Here is a 21490-nt window from a genome sequence, read left to right on the forward strand (position 1 = left end):
CGATGGCGGCGAGATCGGTCGCGCGCAGGGGATCATCCACGACAAGGCGCTGACCGATCTTGACGCCTGTGCCTACCACGAGTACAAGCCGCGTGCCATGTAGGCCGTGCTTGAGTCGTGTGAGCGCCTGTGCGCCGCCTACCAGTGCGTGATCGTCGAAGGCGCCGGCAGCCCGGCCGAGATCAACCTGCGCGCGCGCGATATCGCGCTGCTCGAATCCGGGCTGCGCTGGCTCGAGGAACGCACCGGCAAGCCGGTTCTCGGCGTCTTGCCCGACCTGCACGGCCTGTATCTGGACGCCGAGGAGGGGACTGTTCGACTACGAAACGACGCTGGGCGCGGAAAAGACGCTGGAGAACGTGAGCGGCACTTTGCTGTTGCCCGGCGGGTCGGAAAAGGCGCCACGCATCACCGGTTACCGCATCCACAGGGGCGTGACGCGCGGCGCGGCACTGGAGCATCCAGCAACCCTGCTTGATGGCGCACTGGAGGGCGCGCTTTCCAAAGACGGCCAGATCATGGCAAGCTACTGCCACGGGCTGTTCGATGCGCCGCAAGTACTGTCGGCGCTGCTCGAATGGGCGGAGCACAAGCCGGGCTGTCACTTCGACCCCGACGAGCGTCGTCAGCGCGACCTTGACCGGCTGGCCGAAGGTCTGCCGCTAGCGCGCTAGCATAGCGGCTTCAGCGCGTAACCCACAACACCCCGGATTTCTTTTTTACATTCAATGTCCCGGGAAACGTCTGACTGTCATGTCGCGCGTTCAGTAGCTCAAAATCTTTACATTGGGTTGCAGCAAATAAGCCGCAACGTCAGCCGGTTTGGCCACGCTGACCCCCTCAATCAGGTCAGGCAGTTTCCAATCGCTGTTGGGCAGGAACAGGGCACAGACTTCAACCTTGGCGCCGGCCTTCAACAGACTTTGCAGCATGTCCTTGGGGCTTACATTACGCGGCTTCAAGGGCACCGATTCCTTGTTCCTGACAGCGAGTTGGCCACCTTCGCTGCACAACAAAACCCGCACACCGGCTTTCTGCTCGACGGCCTGGGTAGCCAGAACCAGGGCCATGCCCTGCGTCTGCGGATTGCCTGAGTTGAGTGTTACGAAAAGTTCTGTCGAGGTTTCGGCGTAGCCCGGCAAGACAAAGGAATACCCCAGCACGAGAGTAATAAGCAGCTTGTTCATGATTTGATCCTGATGAAGTTAAATGCAATCCACAAATGGATTGCGAATGGGTTATTTTTTCTGAACCATACTGTAAGCACCGTCATTATTGAACTTGATATCGGCGTCGATGAAATACGCCTGTACCTCGCCCCTGAGCAGCTTTACGGTATCGTAGGCTTCGCCGGAACGTGCGCCGGTTCCACAGATAAACACAACCGGCTTGTCAGTGGGTAGCGTTCCGATTTTTTTCTCGAGGTCATTGATCGGCAAGCTCACCGCCCCTTTTATCGTACCGGCGGCAAACTCCTTGGCATCGCGCACATCGACGAGCATGATCGCCGCCGGATTTGCCTTCCAGGCCTGTTCAAACGATTCGACCGTCACCGAGCCCTTCTCCTTGCCGGCTACCAATGTCGCCGTTGCCGTTTTGCCTGCTGCCGTTCCAGTCGCCGTTGTCGCTTCCGGTGGTGCACCGTGGAGTTTTTCCCACTCGGGATAACCTTCCGGGTAAGTCAGGACACTCGTGTAGCCAAGCTTCTTCGCCTTCTCTGCCGATTTGTCGGAAAGCAGGCATTCAAGTCCGCCGCAGTAGAAAATCAACGGTGTCGCCTTGTCTGCCGGCAACTTGTCGACGTGTTTGTCGAATTCGCTATCGGAGATATTGATCGAGGTCGGGATCATGCCTTTGTCAGCAACGCGCTTGGGCCGTGCGTCGATCAGGGTGTAAGCCGCCTTGTCGTCGATCAGCTTCTTGATGTAGGCCGCTGACACCGATACCGGCGCCCCCTTGCCCACCCACTCCGGCATGCCTGCCGCATAGACCTTGATGTTCGAATAACCCAGCTTCTCGGCCTTGAATGCCGAATTGTGGCTCAGCATGCAATCGACACCGCCACAATAGAATATCAACAAGGTCGATTTGTCGGTCGGTAGCCGCTCGACCTGCTTGTCGAACTGGCTATCGGGAATGTTGATGGCACCAGGAATATGGCCCGGATCAAACTGTCTGGCAGCCGGCCGCGAGTCGATGACCAGCACGCCCTTCCTGGGCGGAATATCCACATTCGAGCGAACGAAGTCGATGTCGACCAGCGCCTTGTACCATCCCTCCCTGGCCTGAATTACCGGCGCATCGGCCGCCTGAACCAAAGCGGGGTAGAGCACCGGGAAAGCCACCAGACCGGCCGCGAAAACTGCCAGCAAACCCAATCGTTTTACGTTCATTACAATCTCCTGAAAAGTGATAGAGGGATTAACTGCAACTGGCCGGTGCCTCGCCGTCCTTGGCTCCCTTGATCAGAAACGCCTTGATGTCATCAAGCAGTTCCTGATCCGGCACCTCGGCGAATTTTTCGGCGGCCTTGTTGGCCGATTTGATGCTGGCGCGATAGCTCTTGCTCACATACTGCTTGACCGTGTCTTTGCCCTTGGCATGCTTGTCGGCCTGTATGTAGCTCGACCATTCGGCCATCGTCTTGGTGCTTGGATTGATCGAGCCGACAGGCATCGCCACATGGCATGAAGTGCATACGCTGCGGTAGTAGATGCGACCGCGCTTCCAGTCGGCATCGTAAGCGCTTGCAGAAAAGGATGCGCCGAGCAGAGTAAGCAGGACGGCGGCAGCGATGGGTTTTACGGATTTCATGATTTGGACTCCATTGCAGTTGGTTGGTATTCGTTGAGTGAATGGCTCTTCAGGTCTCATCCCAACCAGTAATCATGGCCTTGATTTGAGATGTGGGCGTATGCCCTGTTGTCACCAGATAAATGTGTGAAACGAAAAAAGCCAGCATCAGGAAGGCACCGATGGTATGGCCGATAGCCACCCATTCAAGCTGCAGAACGCTCAGGCCCCAGGCCGACCACTCGCCGTGGAAGAGATAGAGCCAGCCAGTGATCCAGATCAGCGGGCTGATGAACAACAGCACGCCGAGATAGGTCAGGCGCTGCAAGGGATTATGCTTGTTAAGCTGGCTTGGCTTGAAGGGATGCGGCTCGTTCCTGAAAATACCGGAGGAATAGAAACGCGCAATGACCAGCACTTTCTCGACGCTCGGAATGTAGTGCCGCCACTCACCCGTCGTCAGGTGCCAGAAAATGGCGAAGACCCACAAACCGACCAGCGACCACGCAGCGATGTTGTGATAGTTCACTGCCCGTTCGAAGCCGAAGATCGAATAGGTACCATGGATTTCAAAACCCGTCAGCATCATGAACATGATCAGGCCGGCTTGCGACCAGTGCCAGAAGCGTTCAAAACCCTTGAAGATATATACGCGTTCGCCCATTTTCATTCTCCTTGGTGCTTGCGCCGGGCGGCGATGAGCATCAAGCCGTGACCGAGCGAGCCGAGCAGGGCCAGCAGGGCAATTCCCCAGCCGATGGTGTCGATCAGTTTGTTGGCATCGCGGCCCGGGATATAGACTCCCTGAATACCCGTCAGGCGGCCATTCTTGCTGTGGCATTCGACGCAGGCCAGGGCATTTTCCTTGGGAGCGACCATGTGTGTGATCGGCCAGAACATCTCGGTCTTGACGAAATCAACCTGGCCCGAGAAGGGCAGACCGGCGTCCTTCATACCCGCTTCAACCGCCTTGTCCCAGACCAGGTTTTTCCAGTAGCCGGTGTCGTCGTTGCCAGCGGTATGCGGCTTGACCAGCGTCTTGTTTATCGGATCGAAAGGCTGTGAACCACGGAATACCTTGACCGGCCAGATCAGCGACTTGCCGTCCGTGGGGCTGCCGCCGAGCCAGTTGATGCGGATGACGCCCTCGGACTTCTCGATCTTGTCGGTCACCAGCGTGTAATTGACGTCGCCATTGAACCAGAAGTATTCGGGTTTTACGTTTTCGCCCAGCGTAAATGTGCCTTTCCTCGACTCGTAGATGACGCGGCCCTTGTCGTCCTTCCTGACGACCTGTTTACCCTCGGCATCACGCTCGCCAGCCGTCGACCAGTCCCAATTCATCTTGGTAGCCACACCACCCCGGGCAAAGGCCGGAATATGGCAGGTCTGACAGGCGACCTTGGTAGCGTGCTGATTGAGGCGTTCTTCCTTCTTGTGCGGCCCGTTCCCATGGCAGGAAACACAGGTCGCCGGATTGCTGTTGTCCTCTTTGCCCCGGATGTGAGCCCCGCCCTTGTCCATCGCCGTCGGGGTGTAACGGCTACCTGCGACATCATGGCTGGAGGTCTTGTGACAGGTGGCACAGGTAAAATCCAGGCCGGTGGCATCCATATGCACGTCCAGTTCCCTGTCCGGCGCAGCCATCGAACTGTCGAGGTCACCATGCTTGACGGCATCGCCGCCGCCACCGAAGAAATGGCATGCGCCGCAGGTGTCGCGACTGGATTTGCCGACCTTCTGCGCGACCTTGGTGATGTCGATACCCTTGACGATCTTGCCTGAGCCGGGCGGCAGTTCCATGTCCTTGATGACTGGATTGCCAGCCAGACCCGGCGGTTTCTTGTAAATGCCGGTGGTGTCGTGACAAACCAGACAGTCGACGTTTTCCTTTACGCTGAAGTCGAAATTGGCGTCTTTCCAGCCGTAGCCGATGTGGCAACTGGTACAGGCCGAGTAATTGGAGGCGATGGAAATGCAGAAGTTGTTGAGGATGTGCTTCTTGCCCAGCGTCTGCCCGCTGTCGGGGTTAAGGTGCTCCCACTTCCAGTGCTTGGTACGGTGTATCTGGCCAGCCGCCTCGGTGTGGCAGGTCAGGCAGGCCTTGGTCACTTCCGGACCGGACTGAAATTCTCGCTGCAACTCCTTGAATTTGGAGTGATCGGCCGTCGTCGTCAGCTTGAGCGGCTTCGGCTCATCGACCGCCAACGCGCTTACAGAAAACAGATACAACAAGACCGCAAGAACACATCCCGCAGACTGTCGTAAGGAATTGAGCCCCATACTCTTCACCTTGCGATTCAAAACGACATATTATTTAATAATCAATTGCTAATACAATATTCCTTTGATCGCCTGAAATCAATCCCCTACCAGTTGAATAGGTACTTTTTTCCCAAACGTCGACTCTGGCAAAGCCTCGTATAAAATAGGCGAAAAACAGTTCTCCAGCCGTAATGACGGCTTGCCCTATTTCAACCTGGCCAAAGGAATATTTCGATGAGAGGAAATTACGGCGCTTTCGTCCTGATCCTGATCGGTGCCCTGGCGCTGGCGCACAATCTGGGCTACCTCGACATCAACCTCGCCCAGTTGATGCGCACCTGGTGGCCGCTGATCCTGATCGCCCTCGGTATCGGTTTTTTCTTTACGCCCGACACCAGCAGCAAGAATAAAAAATAGGGTAGCCGGATTCGGTGATTGAGTTATTGCCCCCCGCTCGTTGAGTCGATCAGCAATACGAAAGATTCATCCAAAACTGGTGCATCGACTGCCATTTCGCCCCACCCCGGTGCGGTGCTGGCGACGTTTTCGCCTTCGATTCATTGACTCTCTCGACAGGGCAATCAATTCCGTTTTCTGGCACATATTGTGCGTGTCTAATATACGGAATCAGATCATTGGATCAATTGCTTCCCTCGCCCCTCAACCACGTCGGAGAAATCGATGTCGCACACGATACTGAAAGCACTTGTCACGAGCGCAGCCCTTGCCACTGCCTTTGCTTCGCTCCCCGCTACTGCACAGTCACTGACGGTGGCCACCCGATTGCCAGGCAAAGTTCACCTGTTGCCGGCAACTCTGGAAACGACCCAGTGGGGTTGGTTCGACAATGCTCAGCCACCCGTACTCACGATCGACTCCGGAGACACCGTCATCATGGAAACCATGATGCATGCACACAATCAGATCGTTCCAGGCAAGACCATCGAAGAGCTGAAGAAGCTGCGCACCGACAATCCCGGGCGCGGTCCGCACACCCTGACCGGTCCGATCTTCGTCAATGACGCTGAGCCGGGCGACGTGCTCAAAATCAAGATAAATCGTATTGTCCCGCGCGCCTATGGTACCAACTTCAACATACCGGGTATGTTCGGTCAGTTTCCGAAAGAGTTCCAGGATGGACAGGTGAAATACCTCTATCTGGACATGCAGCGCAAAATCGCTGAGTTCCTGCCTGGTATCGAAATTCCCTTGCAGCCTTTTCCGGGCACCATCGGGGTAGCTCGCGCCGAACCTGGCCGCTACTCCAGTGTCCCGCCAGGCGAGTTCGCGGGCAATATGGACATCCGCGAACTGACGGAGGGTGCTACGCTTTACGTGCCGGTTTGGGCCAAGGGCGGTCTGCTCTGGTCCGGCGACTCACACGCCGCGCAGGGTAACGGCGAGGTCAACCTGACGGCAATCGAAACCGCCTACAAGGAGCTCAATGTCACCGTTGAAGTCCTGAAGGGTATCAAGCTCGACATGCCGCGCATCGAAACCCCCACGCACTGGGTGACCATGGGCTTTGACAAGGATCTTAACCTGGCCTGGGACGGTGCCAAGGCGCAAACAGTCAAGTATCTCGCCGAACAGCGCAAGATCAGCGCCGACGAGGCGGCGAAGCTGATGCCCAAGGTCTCCGACTGCCGGGTCTCGCAGGTGGTGAATATCAAAAAGGGTATTCACTGCATGAATCCGAAAGATCTCAAGGTCAAGTCCATCCCCGAACGCCCGATCGCTGAAACCAAGGACTATCTGGTAACGGTGGGCAAGGACGCAGACGCCAACAAGGCGATGGACAACGCCTCGATGGCCTTGATCGAGCTGTTACAGCAGAAGAAAGGCCTTACCCGACTTGATTCCTACGCATTGGCGTCGATGGCAATGGACTGCCGCGTTGGTGAAATGACTGGCGAGCAGAAGTCGATTCACTGTCTGCTGCCCAAGAGTCTTTGGGTTACAGCCAAGAAGTAGCGATGTCAATGTCGCAAAACGGACGGCTTGCCGTCCGTTTTCTGTGCCTGGGTTTCTTGTTGCTGTTGGCCCCGTGGGCTCAGGCGGCTCTGTCGGTTGTAACGACCACCACCGACCTGAAAAGTCTGGTCGAAGCCGTTGGCGGCAATCGCGTCAGTGTGGTATCGCTGGCACCAGCCGGCAGCGACGCAGAAGACTATGCGCCTCGCCCCCAGGATCTCGACCGACTTCGCGACGCCCGAATCATCGTGCGTGTCGGCCTTGACTATGACCTGTGGCTTGATCGAATGCTGCGTCAAACCGGCAATCCCGCCCTGATGCGTGGTGGAGCCGGACACGTCGATTCCTCGTACGCCATCGTGCTGCTGGAGGTGAAAGGTGCTGGTCTGAGCGACGGAGGCCATTCTCATGGCGCAGGCAATCCGCACTACTGGCTAGACCCGGCGAACGCCGAGATTATCACCGGCAACATTGCCGAGGCGCTGGTACGTCTTGATCCTGCCAATGCCAAACATTACGAACAGCGCCGCATCGATTTCCTGACCCGTCTGGAACAACGAATACGGCTGTGGCAGACGCAGTTGGCGCCATTGGCCGGCAAACCGCTGCTGACTTACCACAACAACTGGCCTTACTTCGCCCGCCGCTTCCGGCTGAATTTTGTTGGCACCATCGAGCCACGTTCGGGCGTCGCGCCCAGTCCCGCGGCTTTGTCCGTACTTATACGGCGCATGCGCGACGAGCAGGTGTCGTTTATCGTCCGTCACCCGCAGGATCCAGCTCGGGATGTTGACTTCCTGGCGCGCAAGGCGGGGGCCCGGGTCGCGATTCTTGCGGCATCGGTTGGTGACCTGCCGCAGGCAAAAGACTATTTCTCCCTTTTTGATACCAATGTCGCCGCGCTCACGGCGGCATATTCCGAGAGCAAGCCATGAAAGAGGCCATCGAACTTCTCTCCCTGCCGTTCTTTGCCAGCCTGATCCTGATTGGCATTCACTGTCAGTTTGGTCTTCAGGTACTCAAACGCAATGTCGTCTTCGTCGATCTTGCACTGGCGCAGTCGGCGGCCCTGGGCGCGACGGTCGGTTTCATGCAAGGCCATCTGCCGCTGACGATTGGCGCCTATGCCTGGTCGCTAGGCTTTGCCTGGGGAGCAGCCCTGATCCTTTCACTAATCCGCCATGCCCCAAAAGGAATTCCGCCGGAAGCGCTCGTGGGCGTGCTTTATGTGGCGACGACCGCGGCGTCACTGCTGCTCATCGAAAAGGCTCCGCAGGGCGCGGAACATCTGAAGCAGATTCTGACCGGCAGTGTCCTAACCGTCAGTCCAGATGAACTGGTACATGTCGTGCCGCTTTACTGCACCATCGGCTTTTTACTCTGGCTGGCGGCACGGCGAGGCTGGTTTGCACAAGCGGGCATGGCGGGCTGGCTGGCTGATCTCGGCTTCTATGCAGCCTTCGGCATCGTTGTCACGAGTTCAGTGGCCATGGCGGGGGTGCTGCTGGTGTTTTCTTTCCTGATCATACCGGCCCTGGTGGGCTTGCTGTGGGCTAACACAGTCGGTCGACAACTGACGATCGGTTGGGGTGTCGGCGGCCTGGCCGCCGCTGCAGGCCTGGTGGCCTCTTATCTCCTCGACACCTCGACAGGTGCCACCATGGTTAGCAGCTTTGCCTTGTTTCTCGGCGCCGCGCTTGGCGGACGAATGCTTGCAGACAACGGATGGGAAATGCGGAGAGTGGGAAAACTGCTCGGCAATCTCGTAGCCATTGTGATGCTGGTTTCGGCCGGTTGGTTCATTGCCAAGCCACGCGCCGATCAACCGCTGCTCGATGCCCTGGAAGCCAGTTGGCCTGCCTTGCGGCAAGCCTATTTCAGCCCCCAGGAAATGGAAATCCATGCGGATGCGGAAAACTACGTGAAGCGATACGCTGCAGAGGTGGTCCGCTTGACGGCACTCGAAGCGAGCAGCCTTTGGGAGACGTCGTCCGTCGACGACGAAAAGATCAGGAAAATCTCTTCATTCCAGCAGTCCTACAACGAAATGATCAAGGGCGAGCGCTTCGTCATGCAGGAAACCCGCTCGCGGGCGCGTGAGCGGCTACGCTGGCCGTTGGCATGGGTATTGTTGTGCGCGTGCCTGGCCTTGCTGTCATTTCCATCGAAACGCCCAGGATGGCTTGCAGCAAGGTTGCCTCAACTTATGAAGCCAACCGACCGTGTTTAATACGATCGCCAGGCATGGCAATTACAAGTACAACTAAAGTCGCAGGCTGACGAGCAGAGGAGCCGCATGGGCCGAAAGGGTAAGGGCTGCACCAATTTTTCTGCTCATTGGTGTGCCGCGGCGGCAGAGAAAGCAACCAGATGCCAAAGCGCTTCGACTGGCTCCAAACAACATCGCAGGGTCGAACAACTGTTCGAGAGTTCAGGGGCAGGCAATGGGCAAGGCTGGCAGTGGCACCCCGGCGTGGGCGCAGTCTTTCGTCTCGGTCTGGCAGGCACGCAGCCGCGTCTATTGCAGGACGGCCTGCAGTCGGGGCCGGATCGACGGGGCTCGCGCCAGCGAGTTCAGCAGACGGGTACGCCTGCTGGCTTTCACTTTGGCCGCCACGCGGTGTTCGACCGGTGAACCAAACGCCAGCCGCACGGCACATTCGAGCAGCACCCGAAGGTTACCCCCGGCGTCGTCCTGGATCTGCTCAGCCAACGCCTGCATTTGCCGGGCCTGGTTGGCCCGGAGCGGAACATATAGCGGATCTGCCGGGTGACCTGGAGCGATTCATTCATGCCGACGCGCCTGCACTTCCGCCCTGGTCATTACTGCCCTGGTTCACGCCCAATTAGAAACGATCCACCCTTTTCTCGATGGCAACGGCCGTATGGGACGCCTGCTGATCGCCGTACTTCTGGAACATTGGGGCCTGCTCTCCGAGCCTCTGCTCTACCTGAGCGGCTATCTCAACCAGTAACAGTTGGAGCACTACCGAGTGCTCTCGAATATTCGAAGCGAGGGGAACTGGGAAGCCTGGATTTCCTTTTTACTTGAAGGGGTATGTTCTGCTGCCGATGAAGCCGAGCGCAGCATCGGAAAGACGGTTCGGATCGACATCTACGACAACGGCAAAGGTGGCTGGCTGTTGTAAGTGATCGACGAGTGATGGAACTCCACCGTTTGGGGATGATTCGTTTGCCAGCGAGCGGGAAGCGTTCGATGAGGCGCTTAAACCGATCATTAAGGATCAAAAAAATGCCGCCTCATTCCGCCCGCAACGCTTCCACTGGATCGAGCCGTGCCGCACGTCTGGCGGGCAGGACGCCGGCCAGCAGACCGATGACGATGGCGATGGCTTCGGCAAACAGCACGAAGCTGATCGGTGTCTTAACCGGCAACGCCGGCACCAGAAGATGAATCAGTTGCGCCAGCCCGAAGCCTAGTACCAGGCCGACGAAGCCGCCGAGTGCGGATAGAGCGACCGCCTCGCCGAGAAACAGCCCGAGGATGGTCTTGCGCGGCGCGCCGAGCGCAACCAGCAGGCCGATCTCGCCGGTGCGCTCAGTGACGGCGATGGTCATGATGGTGATAATGCCGACGCCGCCGACCAGCAGCGAGATGCTGCCAAGCGCACCGACGGCCAGGGTGAGGACGTCAAGGATGTTCGACAGCGTGCGCAACATGTCTTCCTGCGTAGTGATGGTGAAGTCCTCGCGACCATGGCGCGCCTTGAGCGTGGCGACGATCGCCTCGCTGATGCGTGCCGCCGGAATGCCCTCCTCGTACGAGAGATCGATCTTCATCATGCCGTCGCGGTTGTAGAGTTCGAGCGCGCGCGCCGTCGGGATGTAGGCTGCATCGTCGAGGTCGATGCCAAGGAATTGCCCCTTGGCTTCAAGTACGCCGATCACGCGGAATTGCAGGTTGCCAATCGTCAGGCGCGCACCGAGGGCGTTTTCCGCGCCGAACAGTTCGCTCTTGAGCTTGGCGCCGAGCACCACGAGGGCGCGCGCGCTTTCCGATTCCTCCGGCGGCAGAAACTGCCCGCTGCTGACCTTGACGTTGTACACCTTGCGCATGTCGGGGGTCACGCCATTGATCGTCGTACGGCGCAGCCGGCCATTGCCCTTGACTTCGCTATTGCCCCACACCATCGCCGACATGCCGGTGATGTGCGGCAAGCGTTGCAGCGCACGCGCGTCGTCGAGCGTCAACGGACGAACCGAGGTCGGGATGCCGGTTGGTGCCGGGCCCGAGGTCTTGACCTTGCCTGGCGCGATGCTGACCAGATTGGTGCCGAACTGCGTGAATTCGGTCAGCACAAAGCGGTGGATTCCCTCGCCAATCGAGGTCAGCAGGATCACCGCGGCGATGCCGACGGCGATGCCCAGCAGCGTCAAAAAGCTGCGCAAGCGGTGCGCGGTGATGGCACGGAGCGCCAGTTGGATGGAGTCGGCAGGGCGGATCATTGCTCAGTGCTTGGGTACAGCCGAAACGTCCACCGCGAAGGCGCAAAGCGCACAAAGGGCTCGCAAAGAAAATTCGGACGAAACAAGATACATACCTTTGCGCTTTCCTTTGCACCTTTGCGACTTTGCGGTGGATGTTCGATTTTCCATAATGCTTAGCGTTTGGCTAGCGACTGCACCGGATCGAGTCGTGCGGCCTGCCGTGCCGGCAGCACGCCGAACAGGATACCGGTGAGCAGTGCGGTGCCGAGCCCGGCGAATACGGCCCAGTCGGGCGGGTAGGCGGGGAAGACCGGGTAGAGCTGGCGGATCAGTGCGGCGCCGCCTTGCCCGAGCAGATAGCCGAGTAAGGCGCCAGCCAGCGAGAGCATAGCGGCTTCGGTGAGGAAGGCGCTGCGGATCGTTGCACCGGTGGCACCGAGCGCCTTGAGCAGACCGATTTCGGAGGTGCGCTGGGTGACCGAAACAAGCATCACGTTCATCACCAGAATGCCGGCCACGGCCAGACTGATCGCCGCAATGCCGGCGACCGCCAGCGTCAGCGTACCCAGCAGCTTGTCGAAGGTGGCGAGCACGGCATCCTGGGTGATTATCGTCACGTCCTCCTCGCCTTCGTGGCGCTGCCTGATGATTTCGCTCGCTTGCGCCTTGGCCGCTTCGATCGCCTCGCGGCCGTTGGCTTCGATCAGGATGCGGAACAGCGTGTTGCTGTTGAACATCGCCTGCGCCAGCGCGACCGGGACGATCACCAACTCGTCGGTGTTCATTCCCAACCCCTGGCCGGTCGAGGCCATCACGCCGACCACCCGGAAGCGCCGGTCGCCGACACGGATCAACTGGCCAAGTGCCGATTCGGCACCGAACAGCTCGTCGCGAATTTTGGCGCCGATCACCGCCTCGGAGGCGCCGCGCCGCCAGTCGCCGTCGGGCAGGAAGCGCCCCTGCGCCAGCTTCAGCCGGCGTATTTCGATGAACTGCGCATTGGTTCCGGCGACCATCACTTCGCGCAGCTTGCCGCCGTAGCTGATCTCCGAGGTGCCGACGGCCAGCGGCGCCACAAGATGCACGGCGCTGGCGCGCAGCAGTGCCTGCGCGTCGTCGATGGTCAGGTCGCGCGGCGTGCTGGTGATGGCGTTGCCAGGGTTGAAGCCGCCAGTCTGCGAGCGACCCGGCAGGACGATGACGAGGTTGGTGCCGAGCGATGAAAACTGGCTGATCACATAAAGCCGCGCGCCGTCACCCAGCGCCGTAAGCACCACCACAGCAGCCACGCCAATGGCCATCGCCAGAACCAGCAGCGAGGTACGCAGCGGATTGCCGGTGGCCGCATCGCGGGCAAAACGGATCAGGTCGGGGGTGCGCATGTTGGTGAAAAGCGTTTAACCACAACGGGCACAACGCACACAACGAAACACAAGAATGAACAAACATCGCTTGGCTTTCGTTCAAAGTGGTTTTGCTTCTCATTGTGGTTCATATTTTTACTTTCGAATCGTGCCTCAACTCGCCATCCTCCATCAGCAATTGTCTCCGGGCGCGGGCGCCTAGTGTGATGTCGTGGGTGACGACGATCAGCGTGACGCCGCGCTGGTTGAGTTCTTCGAGCAGGCGCATGACTTCCTCGCCGGTGGCACGGTCGAGGTTGCCGGTCGGCTCGTCGGCGAGGATCATCGCCGGCTGCATGATCGTGGCGCGGGCAATGGCCACGCGCTGGCGCTGGCCGCCGGAGAGCTGGTCCGGCCGGTGGCTGGCGCGATCGGCCAGGCCGTAATCCTTGAGTGCCTGAACGACGCGCTTGCTGCGCTGCGCCGGTTCGATTCCGGCCAGCGTCATTGGCAGGGCGATGTTCTCGGCAGCGGTCAGGCGCGGCACCAGATGAAAGCTCTGGAAGACGAAACCGATTCGTTCGCTGCGCACGCGTGCCTGCTCCTCGGGCGACAGCGTAGTCACGTCGCGCCCCTCCAGACGATAGATACCGGTGTTCGGGTGGTCGAGCAGGCCGAGCAGATTGAGCAGCGTCGACTTGCCGGAGCCGGATGGCCCCATCACTGCGACGTATTCGCCGGCAGCAATGCTCAGCTCAAGGTGGCGCAAGGCGTGCACCTCGCTGTCACCGAGATAGAAAATCCGCTCGATGCCTGACAACTCGATCAGTGCGGGCATGAACCAGAGTCCAGAAGTCCACCGCAAAGCCGCAAAGGTCTCGCAAGGCAAACAGGACCCGTTGTGTTACTTTTGTAACCCGGCGTCTTTGCGCTAGCTGTTTGCATTGTTATCGCCCTAAAAAACGTAGCTGAGCGTAATGCAATTATCGTTGCCCCTGATCCCCGGTCCTTCTCCCGGCTCTGCATTAGCTTCGGTCTCATGGAAAAGTGTGCAAACCCCCTCACCCTGCAAGGGGTCGGGGGGCGAGATTGGGAATTCGCGCAGCATGCTCCGTGCCAATCGAGCGATTCCGGCTGCCAAGCCGGAATGCGCCCTGCAAGGGAGTGCAACGGGCAGGCCGGCAACTTTCATCATGTGGAGTGGCGCCGGATCCATTCCCGTTAGAGGAAAATCAGGACGACCTGAGCCAGGAGAATGGCAATCAGCGGCGACAGGTCGATAGCGGCGATGGGCGGGACAATGCGCCGGATCGGATCGAGGAAAGGCCGGGTCAACTGGGCCAGCGGCTGCGCCAGCGGAGAGTGGGAGTTCACCCAGGAGAGAATGGCCTGCAGAAAAAGCGCTCCGATCAACAGATAAACGCTGATGCGCAGGGTGGCCAGCAGCGCAGTCCAGAAAATCAGCCCAGGCAGAGTGCCCGTCACCACCACGTCCAGGCCACCGCGCAGCAGAAACACGGCAAACAGCAGCAAGACCTGCAGCAGATAAGCCGGCAACAAGCTGGCCAGATCGAGTCCGAAGAGTCCCGGCAAGACCTTGCGCAGCGGCATCACCAGCCAGTTGGTCAACTGCACGACAAAGGCGCCGACCTGATTGCGGAAAGAAACGCGGAAAGCCTGCATGTAAAAACGCAGGAGCAGCGCGAAGGTCAGAAAGCCGATCAGGGCGTCGAGAAGAAACAGCCCGGCTTGTGTGAACATTGTTAATCCTTGCCGAGCAAATCGCCCAGTTCAGCGCCTCGCGCATTGGCCGCCAGCACACCGACAATAATACCGTCCTTGACGCCACATTCGGCCATCCTGAGCAAGGCGGCTTCGGTAGTTCCACCCTTTGAGGTTACTCGTTCACGTAGCAGGCTGGCAGGCTCGTCGGATTGTGCAGCCAGCCTGGCCGAACCCAGCATCGTTTCAATCGAGAGTAGTCGCGCCTGACCGGGTGTGAAGCCGAGTGTCAATGCCGCCTGCTGCAAGGCTTCAATGAACAGAAAAACATAGGCCGGTCCACTGCCCGAAATGGCCGTCACGGCGTCAATCTGCGCCTCGTCGGTCACCCACAGGGTTCTGCCGACCGCCTGCAGAATACGCTCGGCACCCAGTCGCTCGGCCTCGGAGACGCTCGGCAGGGCATACAGCCCGGTCACCCCGGAGCCGATCAGTGCCGGCGTGTTGGGCATCGCACGCACCAGTTTGTCATGGCCACCCAGCCAGCGCGACAGATCGGCGAGGCGCAGGCCGGCGGCAATACTGATGACCAACTGCTGCTTGAGAAACGGCGGCAGCGATGCGCAGGCCTCGCGCATCTGCTGCGGCTTGACCGCCAGCAACAGGGCGTCGCATTGCATGGCCTGGTCCTCCGGTCTGGCGAAACAACGCAGTCCGTAGGCCTTTACCAGACGCGAACGATTTTTTGCATCGATTTCGATCATGGCAATATCTTCCGGAGAAAACCCCTGATTCAGCAAACCGCCAATCAGCGCGCTGGCCATGTTGCCGCCGCCGAGGAATGTAATTTTCATGTTCTGCCCATTTCACCCCGAAGTCTCAACCCATCTCTGGCCAAAAATGGCCGTACCCACACGCACCATTGTCGCCCCCGCGGAAATTGCTGCTTCGAGGTCATGCGTCATGCCCATCGACAGCGTATCGAGCGTCAGGCCGTCCTGCTTCAATTGTTGATAAATCCTGTGCAGAAGGCCAAACGCCTGCCGCTGTTGCACAAAGTCATCAAACGCTGCGGGAATGGCCATCAGTCCGCGCAGTTTCAGGCGCGGCAGCGACGCAAGCTGTCGCGCCAGTAACGGCACTTCAGACATTGGCACACCGCTTTTCGAAGCTTCGCCGCTGACATTCACCTGCAGACATATCTGCAAAGGCGCAAGTGCAGCGGGACGCTGCTCCGCCAGCCGTTCTGCGATCTTAAGGCGATCGATCGAATGCACCCAGTCGAAAACCTCGGCCACCCGACGCGTCTTGTTGCTCTGCAATGGACCGATAAAATGCCACTCAAGTCCCAACGAAGCCAGATCGGACGCTTTCTCAATCCCTTCCTGCACATAGTTTTCACCGAAAGCCCTCTGTCCGGCGGCAACCGCTTCACGCACAGCGGAGGCTGGCCAGGTCTTGCTCACGGCAAGCAGCGCAATATCGTCAGGATTTCGTCCGTACTTTCGAGCCGCTGCGGTAATACGTGCGAGAACGGCTTGCAGGTTAGCGGATATTGTAGTCATAATCATTAATTGCAAGGATGCTCCAAAGTATAGCACTGCACCCCGACCACCGCTGAGGACGAACCACGATGGATATCACCGAACTGCTGGCTTTCAGTGTCAAGAACAAGGCGTCTGACCTGCACCTCTCGTCGGGGTTGCCGCCGATGATCCGAGTGCATGGCGATATACGCCGCATCAACCTGCCGGCCATGGAGCACAAGGACGTGCATGCCATGGTCTATGACATCATGAATGATGGTCAGCGCAAGCACTACGAAGAGATTCTGGAGTGCGATTTTTCATTCGAAATCCCCAATCTGGCGCGCTTCCGTGTCAACGCCTTTGTTCAGAACCGGGGCGCGGCAGCGGTCTTCCGGACCATTCCCTCAAAAATCCTTTCGCTCGAAGATCTCAATTGCCCGAAGATATTCAAGGATATTTCGGAGTATCCGCGTGGCATCGTTCTGGTCACCGGCCCAACCGGTTCAGGCAAATCGACCACCCTGGCGGCGATGGTCAACCACATTAACGAAAACGAGCACGCCCACATTCTCACCGTCGAGGACCCAATCGAATTCGTGCATGAATCCAAAAAGTGCCTGATCAACCAGCGCGAAGTGGGTCCCCATACCCTGTCGTTTGCCAACGCGCTGCGCTCGGCGTTACGCGAAGACCCGGATGTCATCCTGGTCGGCGAAATGCGCGATCTGGAAACCATTCGCCTCGCCCTCTCCGGCGCCGAAACCGGCCACCTCGTCTTTGGCACCCTGCACACCTCGAGCGCGGCCAAGACGATCGACCGTATCGTTGACGTTTTCCCGGCGGCCGAGAAGGAAATGGTTCGCTCGATGCTTTCCGAATCGCTGCGTGCGGTTATTTCGCAAACGCTGCTCAAGACCAAGGACGGTACCGGGCGCATGGCGGCACACGAAATCATGATTGGCACCCCGGCGATTCGTAACCTGATCCGTGAAAACAAGGTGGCACAGATGTATTCTGCAATCCAGACGGGTGCTCAGTTGGGCATGCAGACCCTCGATCAGAATCTTCTTGAACTGGTTCGCCGGAACCTTGTTTCTTCGGTTGAAGCTCGCGGCAAGGCCGCCAACAAGGACGCTTTCCCGGGCGCTTAACGTAGACGGTGGAGAGGTAAATCATGGAACGCGATCAGGCACTGAAATTCATGCACGATCTTCTGCGCCTTATGTCGCAGAAGAATGGCTCGGACCTCTTTATCACCGCCAACTACCCCCCGGCAATCAAGGTGGATGGCAAGATCACCCCGGTTTCAAACCAACTCCTGACGGCTCAGCACACGGCCGAATTGGCGCGTTCGATCATGAATGACCGGCAGGCGGCCGAGTTTGAGACCACCAAGGAATGCAATTTCGCCATATCACCCTCGGGGATCGGGCGCTTCCGTGTCAACACGCTGATACAGCAGGGCCGTGTGGCAGTGGTCTGCCGAACGATCAACATGTCGATCCCGACACTGGATGAACTCGGGCTACCGACCGTGCTCAAGGATCTGGCGATGACCAAACGCGGTCTGGTCATCTTTGTCGGAGGCACCGGCACCGGCAAAACCACTTCACTGGCAGCACTGGTCAATCACCGTAACATCAACAGTCACGGCCACATCATCACGGTTGAAGACCCGATCGAATTCATTCACGACCACAAAGGCTGCATCGTCACGCAACGCGAAATCGGCGTTGACACCGACTCTTGGGAAGCCGCGCTGAAGAACACCCTGCGCCAGGCTCCCGACGTCATCCTGATGGGCGAAATCCGTGACCGGGAAACCATGGACCACGCGGTCGCCTTCGCCGAGACCGGCCACCTGTGTCTCGCCACCCTGCATGCCAACAGCTCCAACCAGGCGATCGACCGCATCATCAACTTCTTCCCGGAGGAACGCCGGCACCAGTTACTGATGGATCTCTCGCTCAACCTGCGTGCGCTCGTCTCGCAGCGCCTTCTCCCCAAGAAGGACGGCAAGGGTCGTGTGGCGGCCATTGAAATCATGCTCAACTCACCGCTGATCTCCGATCTCATCTTCAAGGGCGAAGTGCACGAGATCAAGGAGATCATGAAAAAATCGCGCGAGATCGGCATGCAAACTTTTGACCAGGCGCTGTTCGATCATTTCGAGGCCGGCCATATCACCTACGAGGATGCACTGCGTAACGCCGACTCGGTCAATGATCTACGCTTGCAGATCAAGCTGCACGGCAAGGAGTCGAAGGATCGCGATCTCAACTCGGGCATCGGGCACCTCGAAGTCGTCTAGGGAAATACTGAATAAGCCGTCACACCGGCGCACCCCAGCAACTGTGTTTGAGCCCTAGGCCCTGTCACCTTCGGGGCAGAAGCCGGTGTCCAGTGCCTTGACTTTTCTGGATTCCGGCTTAAGCCGGAATGGCGTTTGTTGCGGAGCCCCTGATGAAGCGTCTGTTCCCCTTACATATTCACATCTCGACCCTCTTCCTGCTGCTTCTCCTGCTGTTTGGCGGGCTGATCGGGGGTTTCGGCTACCACACCTCGCGCAACATGCTGGAGTCGGCGGCTGAAGATCTCACCCGGCGCATTGCTCAGGAAACACTTGGCGAATTGAAGCAGGTGATTTCGCCCGCCGAAATGGCCGTCAATCTCCTGCGTCATTCTGCCATTGCCGACAGCGCGACCTACAAGGATCGTTTGCAGCGGCTGGGATTGCTCAGGGAAGTGTTGAACGGCTCGATGGCGCTCTCGTCAATCTATCTCGGCTATGACTCCGGCGACTCCTTCCTCCTCCGGCGCATCAATGACGATGCCGAGCGGCAGATTTTCAAGGCACCTGAGGGCACACGCTTCATTTTGCAAAGCGTCGAGACTGGCACCAGTCCGCCGCGCGGTCGCTTCGTCTATTACGATGCCGAACTGAATACCTTGCGCGAGGACGAGCGAGCGGACTATGCCAAAAGCTACGATCCACGCACGCGTATCTGGTACACCGAATCGATGGCGGCGCCAGGGCAGATCAAGACCCCGCCCTACCTCTTTTTCTCCACCCACAAGGTGGGAACGACAATTGCCTCGCGAACCCAGGACGGTCGAGCTGCCGTCGGGGCCGATATCCTGCTCGATACGCTCAATGAGAGCCTGAAACGACAGAAGGTGACGCCTGGAACGCACGTGCTTCTGGTTAACGCGCAGGGCTTCGTGATTGCACACGAAGATGCCGCCAAACTGGTCACCATCGCCGATACGCCTGATGCCAAACCCAGCCTGACGCGTATCGAGGAGCTCGGCATACCCGTGCTGGCCAGGCTCACCGGGCCGATTGGCACCCTGCAGGGCAAGGATCACTATGTCAGTCGCCTGAGTCTGTCCGACGGTGACTGGCGGGTGACGATTCAACCCGTCATGCTCGAAGGGGCCAACCCGCTCTTTCTGGTCACCGCAATACCGGATCGGGAGCTGCTTGCCGCCGCCTTGCACTTACTGACCAATTCGGTGTTATTCACCCTCCTGACCATCCTGCTCGCCATCCCATTGACCTGGCTGATGGCGCGCCGCATATCCGTCTCGCTGCGCACGCTGGCCGGCGAGGCTGAGGCCATCCGTCACTTCGAGTTTTCTCGCCCGATTGCGGTGCATTCGATGATTCTTGAGGTCAATGAACTCGCCAAAACCATGGAAGGCATGAAGCGCACCATCAGACGCTTCCTCGATATCAGTCAGGCGGTGGCTGCGGAAGAGAACTTTGATCGCCTGCTGCCCATGCTCCTGACCGAAACGCTTTCAGCCGCTGATGCCGACGCGGGAGTCCTCTTTCTCGTCGATAGCGAAAGACTGATTCCAGTCTCTGCAAAAAATGGCGAGGGCCAGGATCTCATGGCGAAGCTGCGTCCCATTCCGCTGCCCGAAGTCGGGTCGCTGTTAGGTAACGCCATTCGGGACGGCGTGCCATGTTCGGGAGTGCTGAACAGCGCCGACCAGCAATCATCGGGCATCGGCGCTCTGTTGGGCGCAAGCGCCTCCAGGCAAGGTCTGGCCGTACCCTTGCTGAACCGCCAGCAGCAACTGGTTGGCGCCATGGTGCTGCTGCGCAGCGTGCCGATCGAGGAGGCGCAGGTGTCCTTTGTCAAGGCGCTGTCCGGATCTGCCGCGAGTTCGCTTGAGACACGCGAGCTGATCAAAGCGCAGAAGGAACTGTTCGAAGCCTTTATCCAGCTCCTGGCCAGTGCGATTGACGCCAAGAGCCCGTATACCGGGGGTCACTGCGCGCGCGTGCCTGAACTCACCAAGATGCTCGCGCGCGCTGCGTGTAACGAAGGCACCGGGCCGTTCAGCGACTTCCAGCTCAGCGCCCAGGACTGGGAAGCGGTGCACATCGCCTCCTGGCTGCACGATTGCGGCAAGGTCACCACGCCCGAATACGTGGTCGACAAGGCAACCAAGCTGGAGACCCTCTACGACCGGATTCACGAAATTCGCATGCGCTTCGAAGTCCTCAAGCGCGATGCCGAAATTGCCTGCCTGAAGGCGATTGCCGAAGGCGAGGATCCGGCTGTGACGCGTGCACACCTTGATGCGAAGATCAGTCAACTCGACGGTGACTTCGCCTTCATCGCCAACTGCAATGAAGGTGGCGAGTTCATGGCGCCGGAGAAGCTTGAACGCCTAAGGGCAATTGCCGGGCTCACCTGGTTACGCACGCTGGACGACCGCATTGGCATCGCGCATGAAGAAAAGGAACGCAAGGCACGCACCCCGGCAGCGACGCTACCGGTGCTCGAGCCGCTGCTGGCGGACAAGCCGGAGCACCTCTTCGAGCGGCGTCCGCAAGACCGCATGCCGGCAGACAACAAATGGGGGTTCCGCATGCCGGTACCCGAACTGCTCTACAACAAGGGTGAGCTATATAACCTTTCGGTCGGGCGCGGAACGCTTTCGGAAGAGGAGCGCTACAAGATCAACGAACACATCGTACAGACCCTGATCATGCTCTCGCAACTGCCCTTCCCCAAGCATCTGCGTCAGGTTCCGGAGATTGCCGGCGGCCACCACGAGAAGATGGACGGCACCGGCTATCCCAGGAGAATAGCAAGGGACGAGATGAGTCCGCTGGCGCGGATGATGGCGATTGCCGATATTTTCGAGGCGCTCACAGCCGTCGATCGGCCCTACAAAAAGGGCAAGACCTTGTCCGAGTCGATCAGGATCATGTCTTTCATGAAGAAGGATCAGCACATCGACCCGGAGTTGTTCGATCTCTTCCTGCGCTCGGGAGTTTATCGCGAGTATGCCGATCGCTTCATGAAGCCGGAACAGATTGACCCGGTCGATATCGAACAGTACCTGGACAACGCCAGGCCGTGACTGGCGATTCGGCCAATTGGATGCGGCGCT

23 protein-coding genes are annotated in these 21490 nt (G+C 58.8%); 11 read left to right on the forward strand and 12 right to left on the reverse strand.

The features are described from left to right. The first annotated feature begins 106 nt into the window (after window positions 1-106). Window positions 107-478 (forward strand): hypothetical protein, encoded by a 372-nt coding sequence (locus tag JNM42_RS03660; protein WP_294266421.1) that lies wholly within the window; start codon window positions 107-109, stop codon window positions 476-478. Continuing rightward, window positions 360-674, forward strand: coding sequence for a hypothetical protein (locus JNM42_RS03665; protein ID WP_294266332.1), 315 nt, complete (start codon window positions 360-362; stop codon window positions 672-674). The genes JNM42_RS03660 and JNM42_RS03665 overlap by 119 nt, the downstream gene beginning before the upstream one ends. Window positions 675-764: 90 nt before the next feature. On the opposite strand, the gene JNM42_RS03670 is transcribed toward JNM42_RS03665, so the two are convergent. Genes JNM42_RS03670 through JNM42_RS03690 form a run of 5 tightly spaced genes read right to left on the reverse strand, consistent with a single transcriptional unit; the run spans window position 765 to window position 5076 of the window. After that, complete coding sequence (locus tag JNM42_RS03670) at window positions 765-1187, reverse strand: hypothetical protein (RefSeq protein WP_294266335.1); 423 nt, start codon at window positions 1185-1187, stop codon at window positions 765-767. A gap of 51 nt (window positions 1188-1238) precedes the next feature. Beyond that, complete coding sequence (locus JNM42_RS03675) at window positions 1239-2393, reverse strand: rhodanese-like domain-containing protein (protein ID WP_294266337.1); 1155 nt, start codon at window positions 2391-2393, stop codon at window positions 1239-1241. Window positions 2394-2421: 28 nt separating this feature from the next. Then, window positions 2422-2814 carry a hypothetical protein gene (locus JNM42_RS03680; protein WP_294266339.1) on the reverse strand — a complete coding sequence of 131 codons (393 nt, stop codon included), beginning with the start codon at window positions 2812-2814 and terminating at the stop codon, window positions 2422-2424. Window positions 2815-2863: 49 nt separating this feature from the next. Beyond that, window positions 2864-3457: a cytochrome b/b6 domain-containing protein gene (locus JNM42_RS03685; RefSeq protein WP_294266342.1), complete on the reverse strand. Its 594-nt coding sequence runs from the start codon at window positions 3455-3457 to the stop codon at window positions 2864-2866. A gap of 2 nt (window positions 3458-3459) precedes the next feature. After that, window positions 3460-5076: a tetrathionate reductase family octaheme c-type cytochrome gene (locus JNM42_RS03690; RefSeq protein WP_294266345.1), complete on the reverse strand. Its 1617-nt coding sequence runs from the start codon at window positions 5074-5076 to the stop codon at window positions 3460-3462. Window positions 5077-5292: 216 nt separating this feature from the next. On the opposite strand from JNM42_RS03690, the gene JNM42_RS03695 reads away from it, so the two are divergent. The 4 genes from JNM42_RS03695 (at window position 5293) to JNM42_RS03710 (ending at window position 9262) form a co-directional block, all read left to right on the forward strand. Continuing rightward, window positions 5293-5475, forward strand: coding sequence for a DUF5668 domain-containing protein (locus JNM42_RS03695; RefSeq protein ID WP_294266348.1), 183 nt, complete (start codon window positions 5293-5295; stop codon window positions 5473-5475). A gap of 264 nt (window positions 5476-5739) precedes the next feature. Next, on the forward strand, window positions 5740-7032 hold the full coding sequence (locus JNM42_RS03700; protein WP_294266353.1) for an acetamidase/formamidase family protein: 1293 nt from the start codon (window positions 5740-5742) through the stop codon (window positions 7030-7032). Window positions 7033-7034: 2 nt separating this feature from the next. After that, window positions 7035-7967, forward strand: coding sequence for a metal ABC transporter substrate-binding protein (locus JNM42_RS03705; RefSeq protein ID WP_294266355.1), 933 nt, complete (start codon window positions 7035-7037; stop codon window positions 7965-7967). Continuing rightward, window positions 7964-9262 (forward strand): metal ABC transporter permease, encoded by a 1299-nt coding sequence (locus JNM42_RS03710; RefSeq protein ID WP_294266358.1) that lies wholly within the window; start codon window positions 7964-7966, stop codon window positions 9260-9262. Before JNM42_RS03705 ends, JNM42_RS03710 begins: the two co-directional genes overlap by 4 nt. A 288-nt stretch (window positions 9263-9550) precedes the next feature. Here the strand turns inward: JNM42_RS03710 and JNM42_RS03715 are convergent, their stop codons facing one another. Then, window positions 9551-9754 (reverse strand): hypothetical protein, encoded by a 204-nt coding sequence (locus JNM42_RS03715; protein WP_294266363.1) that lies wholly within the window; start codon window positions 9752-9754, stop codon window positions 9551-9553. 100 nt (window positions 9755-9854) lie between these two features. Between JNM42_RS03715 and JNM42_RS03720 the strand changes: the two genes are divergently transcribed. Together JNM42_RS03720 and JNM42_RS03725 are read left to right on the forward strand one after the other, a co-directional pair. After that, the gene (locus JNM42_RS03720) at window positions 9855-10007 is read left to right on the forward strand and encodes a Fic family protein (RefSeq protein ID WP_294266415.1); all 153 of its coding nucleotides are present in this window, start codon (window positions 9855-9857) and stop codon (window positions 10005-10007) included. An 18-nt stretch (window positions 10008-10025) separates the two neighbouring features. Then, a complete protein-coding gene (locus tag JNM42_RS03725; RefSeq protein ID WP_294266366.1) occupies window positions 10026-10181 on the forward strand; it encodes a hypothetical protein in 156 nt (51 codons plus the stop codon). 112 nt (window positions 10182-10293) lie between these two features. On the opposite strand, the gene JNM42_RS03730 is transcribed toward JNM42_RS03725, so the two are convergent. From JNM42_RS03730 to JNM42_RS03755, 6 genes are all read right to left on the reverse strand, one after another. After that, window positions 10294-11496: an ABC transporter permease gene (locus JNM42_RS03730; RefSeq protein WP_294266418.1), complete on the reverse strand. Its 1203-nt coding sequence runs from the start codon at window positions 11494-11496 to the stop codon at window positions 10294-10296. Window positions 11497-11654: 158 nt separating this feature from the next. Then, window positions 11655-12863, reverse strand: coding sequence for an ABC transporter permease (locus JNM42_RS03735; RefSeq protein ID WP_294266368.1), 1209 nt, complete (start codon window positions 12861-12863; stop codon window positions 11655-11657). Window positions 12864-12972: 109 nt separating this feature from the next. Beyond that, window positions 12973-13662 carry an ABC transporter ATP-binding protein gene (locus JNM42_RS03740; RefSeq protein ID WP_294266371.1) on the reverse strand — a complete coding sequence of 230 codons (690 nt, stop codon included), beginning with the start codon at window positions 13660-13662 and terminating at the stop codon, window positions 12973-12975. 383 nt (window positions 13663-14045) lie between these two features. Beyond that, complete coding sequence (locus tag JNM42_RS03745) at window positions 14046-14585, reverse strand: YggT family protein (RefSeq protein ID WP_294266374.1); 540 nt, start codon at window positions 14583-14585, stop codon at window positions 14046-14048. 2 nt (window positions 14586-14587) lie between these two features. Then, window positions 14588-15400 carry a pyrroline-5-carboxylate reductase gene (gene proC, locus JNM42_RS03750; RefSeq protein WP_294266377.1) on the reverse strand — a complete coding sequence of 271 codons (813 nt, stop codon included), beginning with the start codon at window positions 15398-15400 and terminating at the stop codon, window positions 14588-14590. Window positions 15401-15412: 12 nt separating this feature from the next. Further along, a complete protein-coding gene (locus tag JNM42_RS03755) occupies window positions 15413-16111 on the reverse strand; it encodes a YggS family pyridoxal phosphate-dependent enzyme (RefSeq protein ID WP_294266380.1) in 699 nt (232 codons plus the stop codon). 68 nt (window positions 16112-16179) lie between these two features. Between JNM42_RS03755 and JNM42_RS03760 the strand changes: the two genes are divergently transcribed. The 3 genes from JNM42_RS03760 (at window position 16180) to JNM42_RS03770 (ending at window position 21460) form a co-directional block, all read left to right on the forward strand. Next, complete coding sequence (locus tag JNM42_RS03760) at window positions 16180-17226, forward strand: type IV pilus twitching motility protein PilT (protein WP_294266384.1); 1047 nt, start codon at window positions 16180-16182, stop codon at window positions 17224-17226. Window positions 17227-17249: 23 nt separating this feature from the next. Beyond that, complete coding sequence (locus JNM42_RS03765) at window positions 17250-18386, forward strand: PilT/PilU family type 4a pilus ATPase (RefSeq protein ID WP_294266386.1); 1137 nt, start codon at window positions 17250-17252, stop codon at window positions 18384-18386. Window positions 18387-18538: 152 nt separating this feature from the next. Further along, window positions 18539-21460: an HD domain-containing phosphohydrolase gene (locus JNM42_RS03770; RefSeq protein WP_294266389.1), complete on the forward strand. Its 2922-nt coding sequence runs from the start codon at window positions 18539-18541 to the stop codon at window positions 21458-21460. The last annotated feature ends 30 nt before the right edge of the window (window positions 21461-21490 follow it).

This window comes from Propionivibrio sp. (assembly GCF_016790145.1).
In the GTDB taxonomy this organism is placed as follows: domain Bacteria; phylum Pseudomonadota; class Gammaproteobacteria; order Burkholderiales; family Rhodocyclaceae; genus Propionivibrio.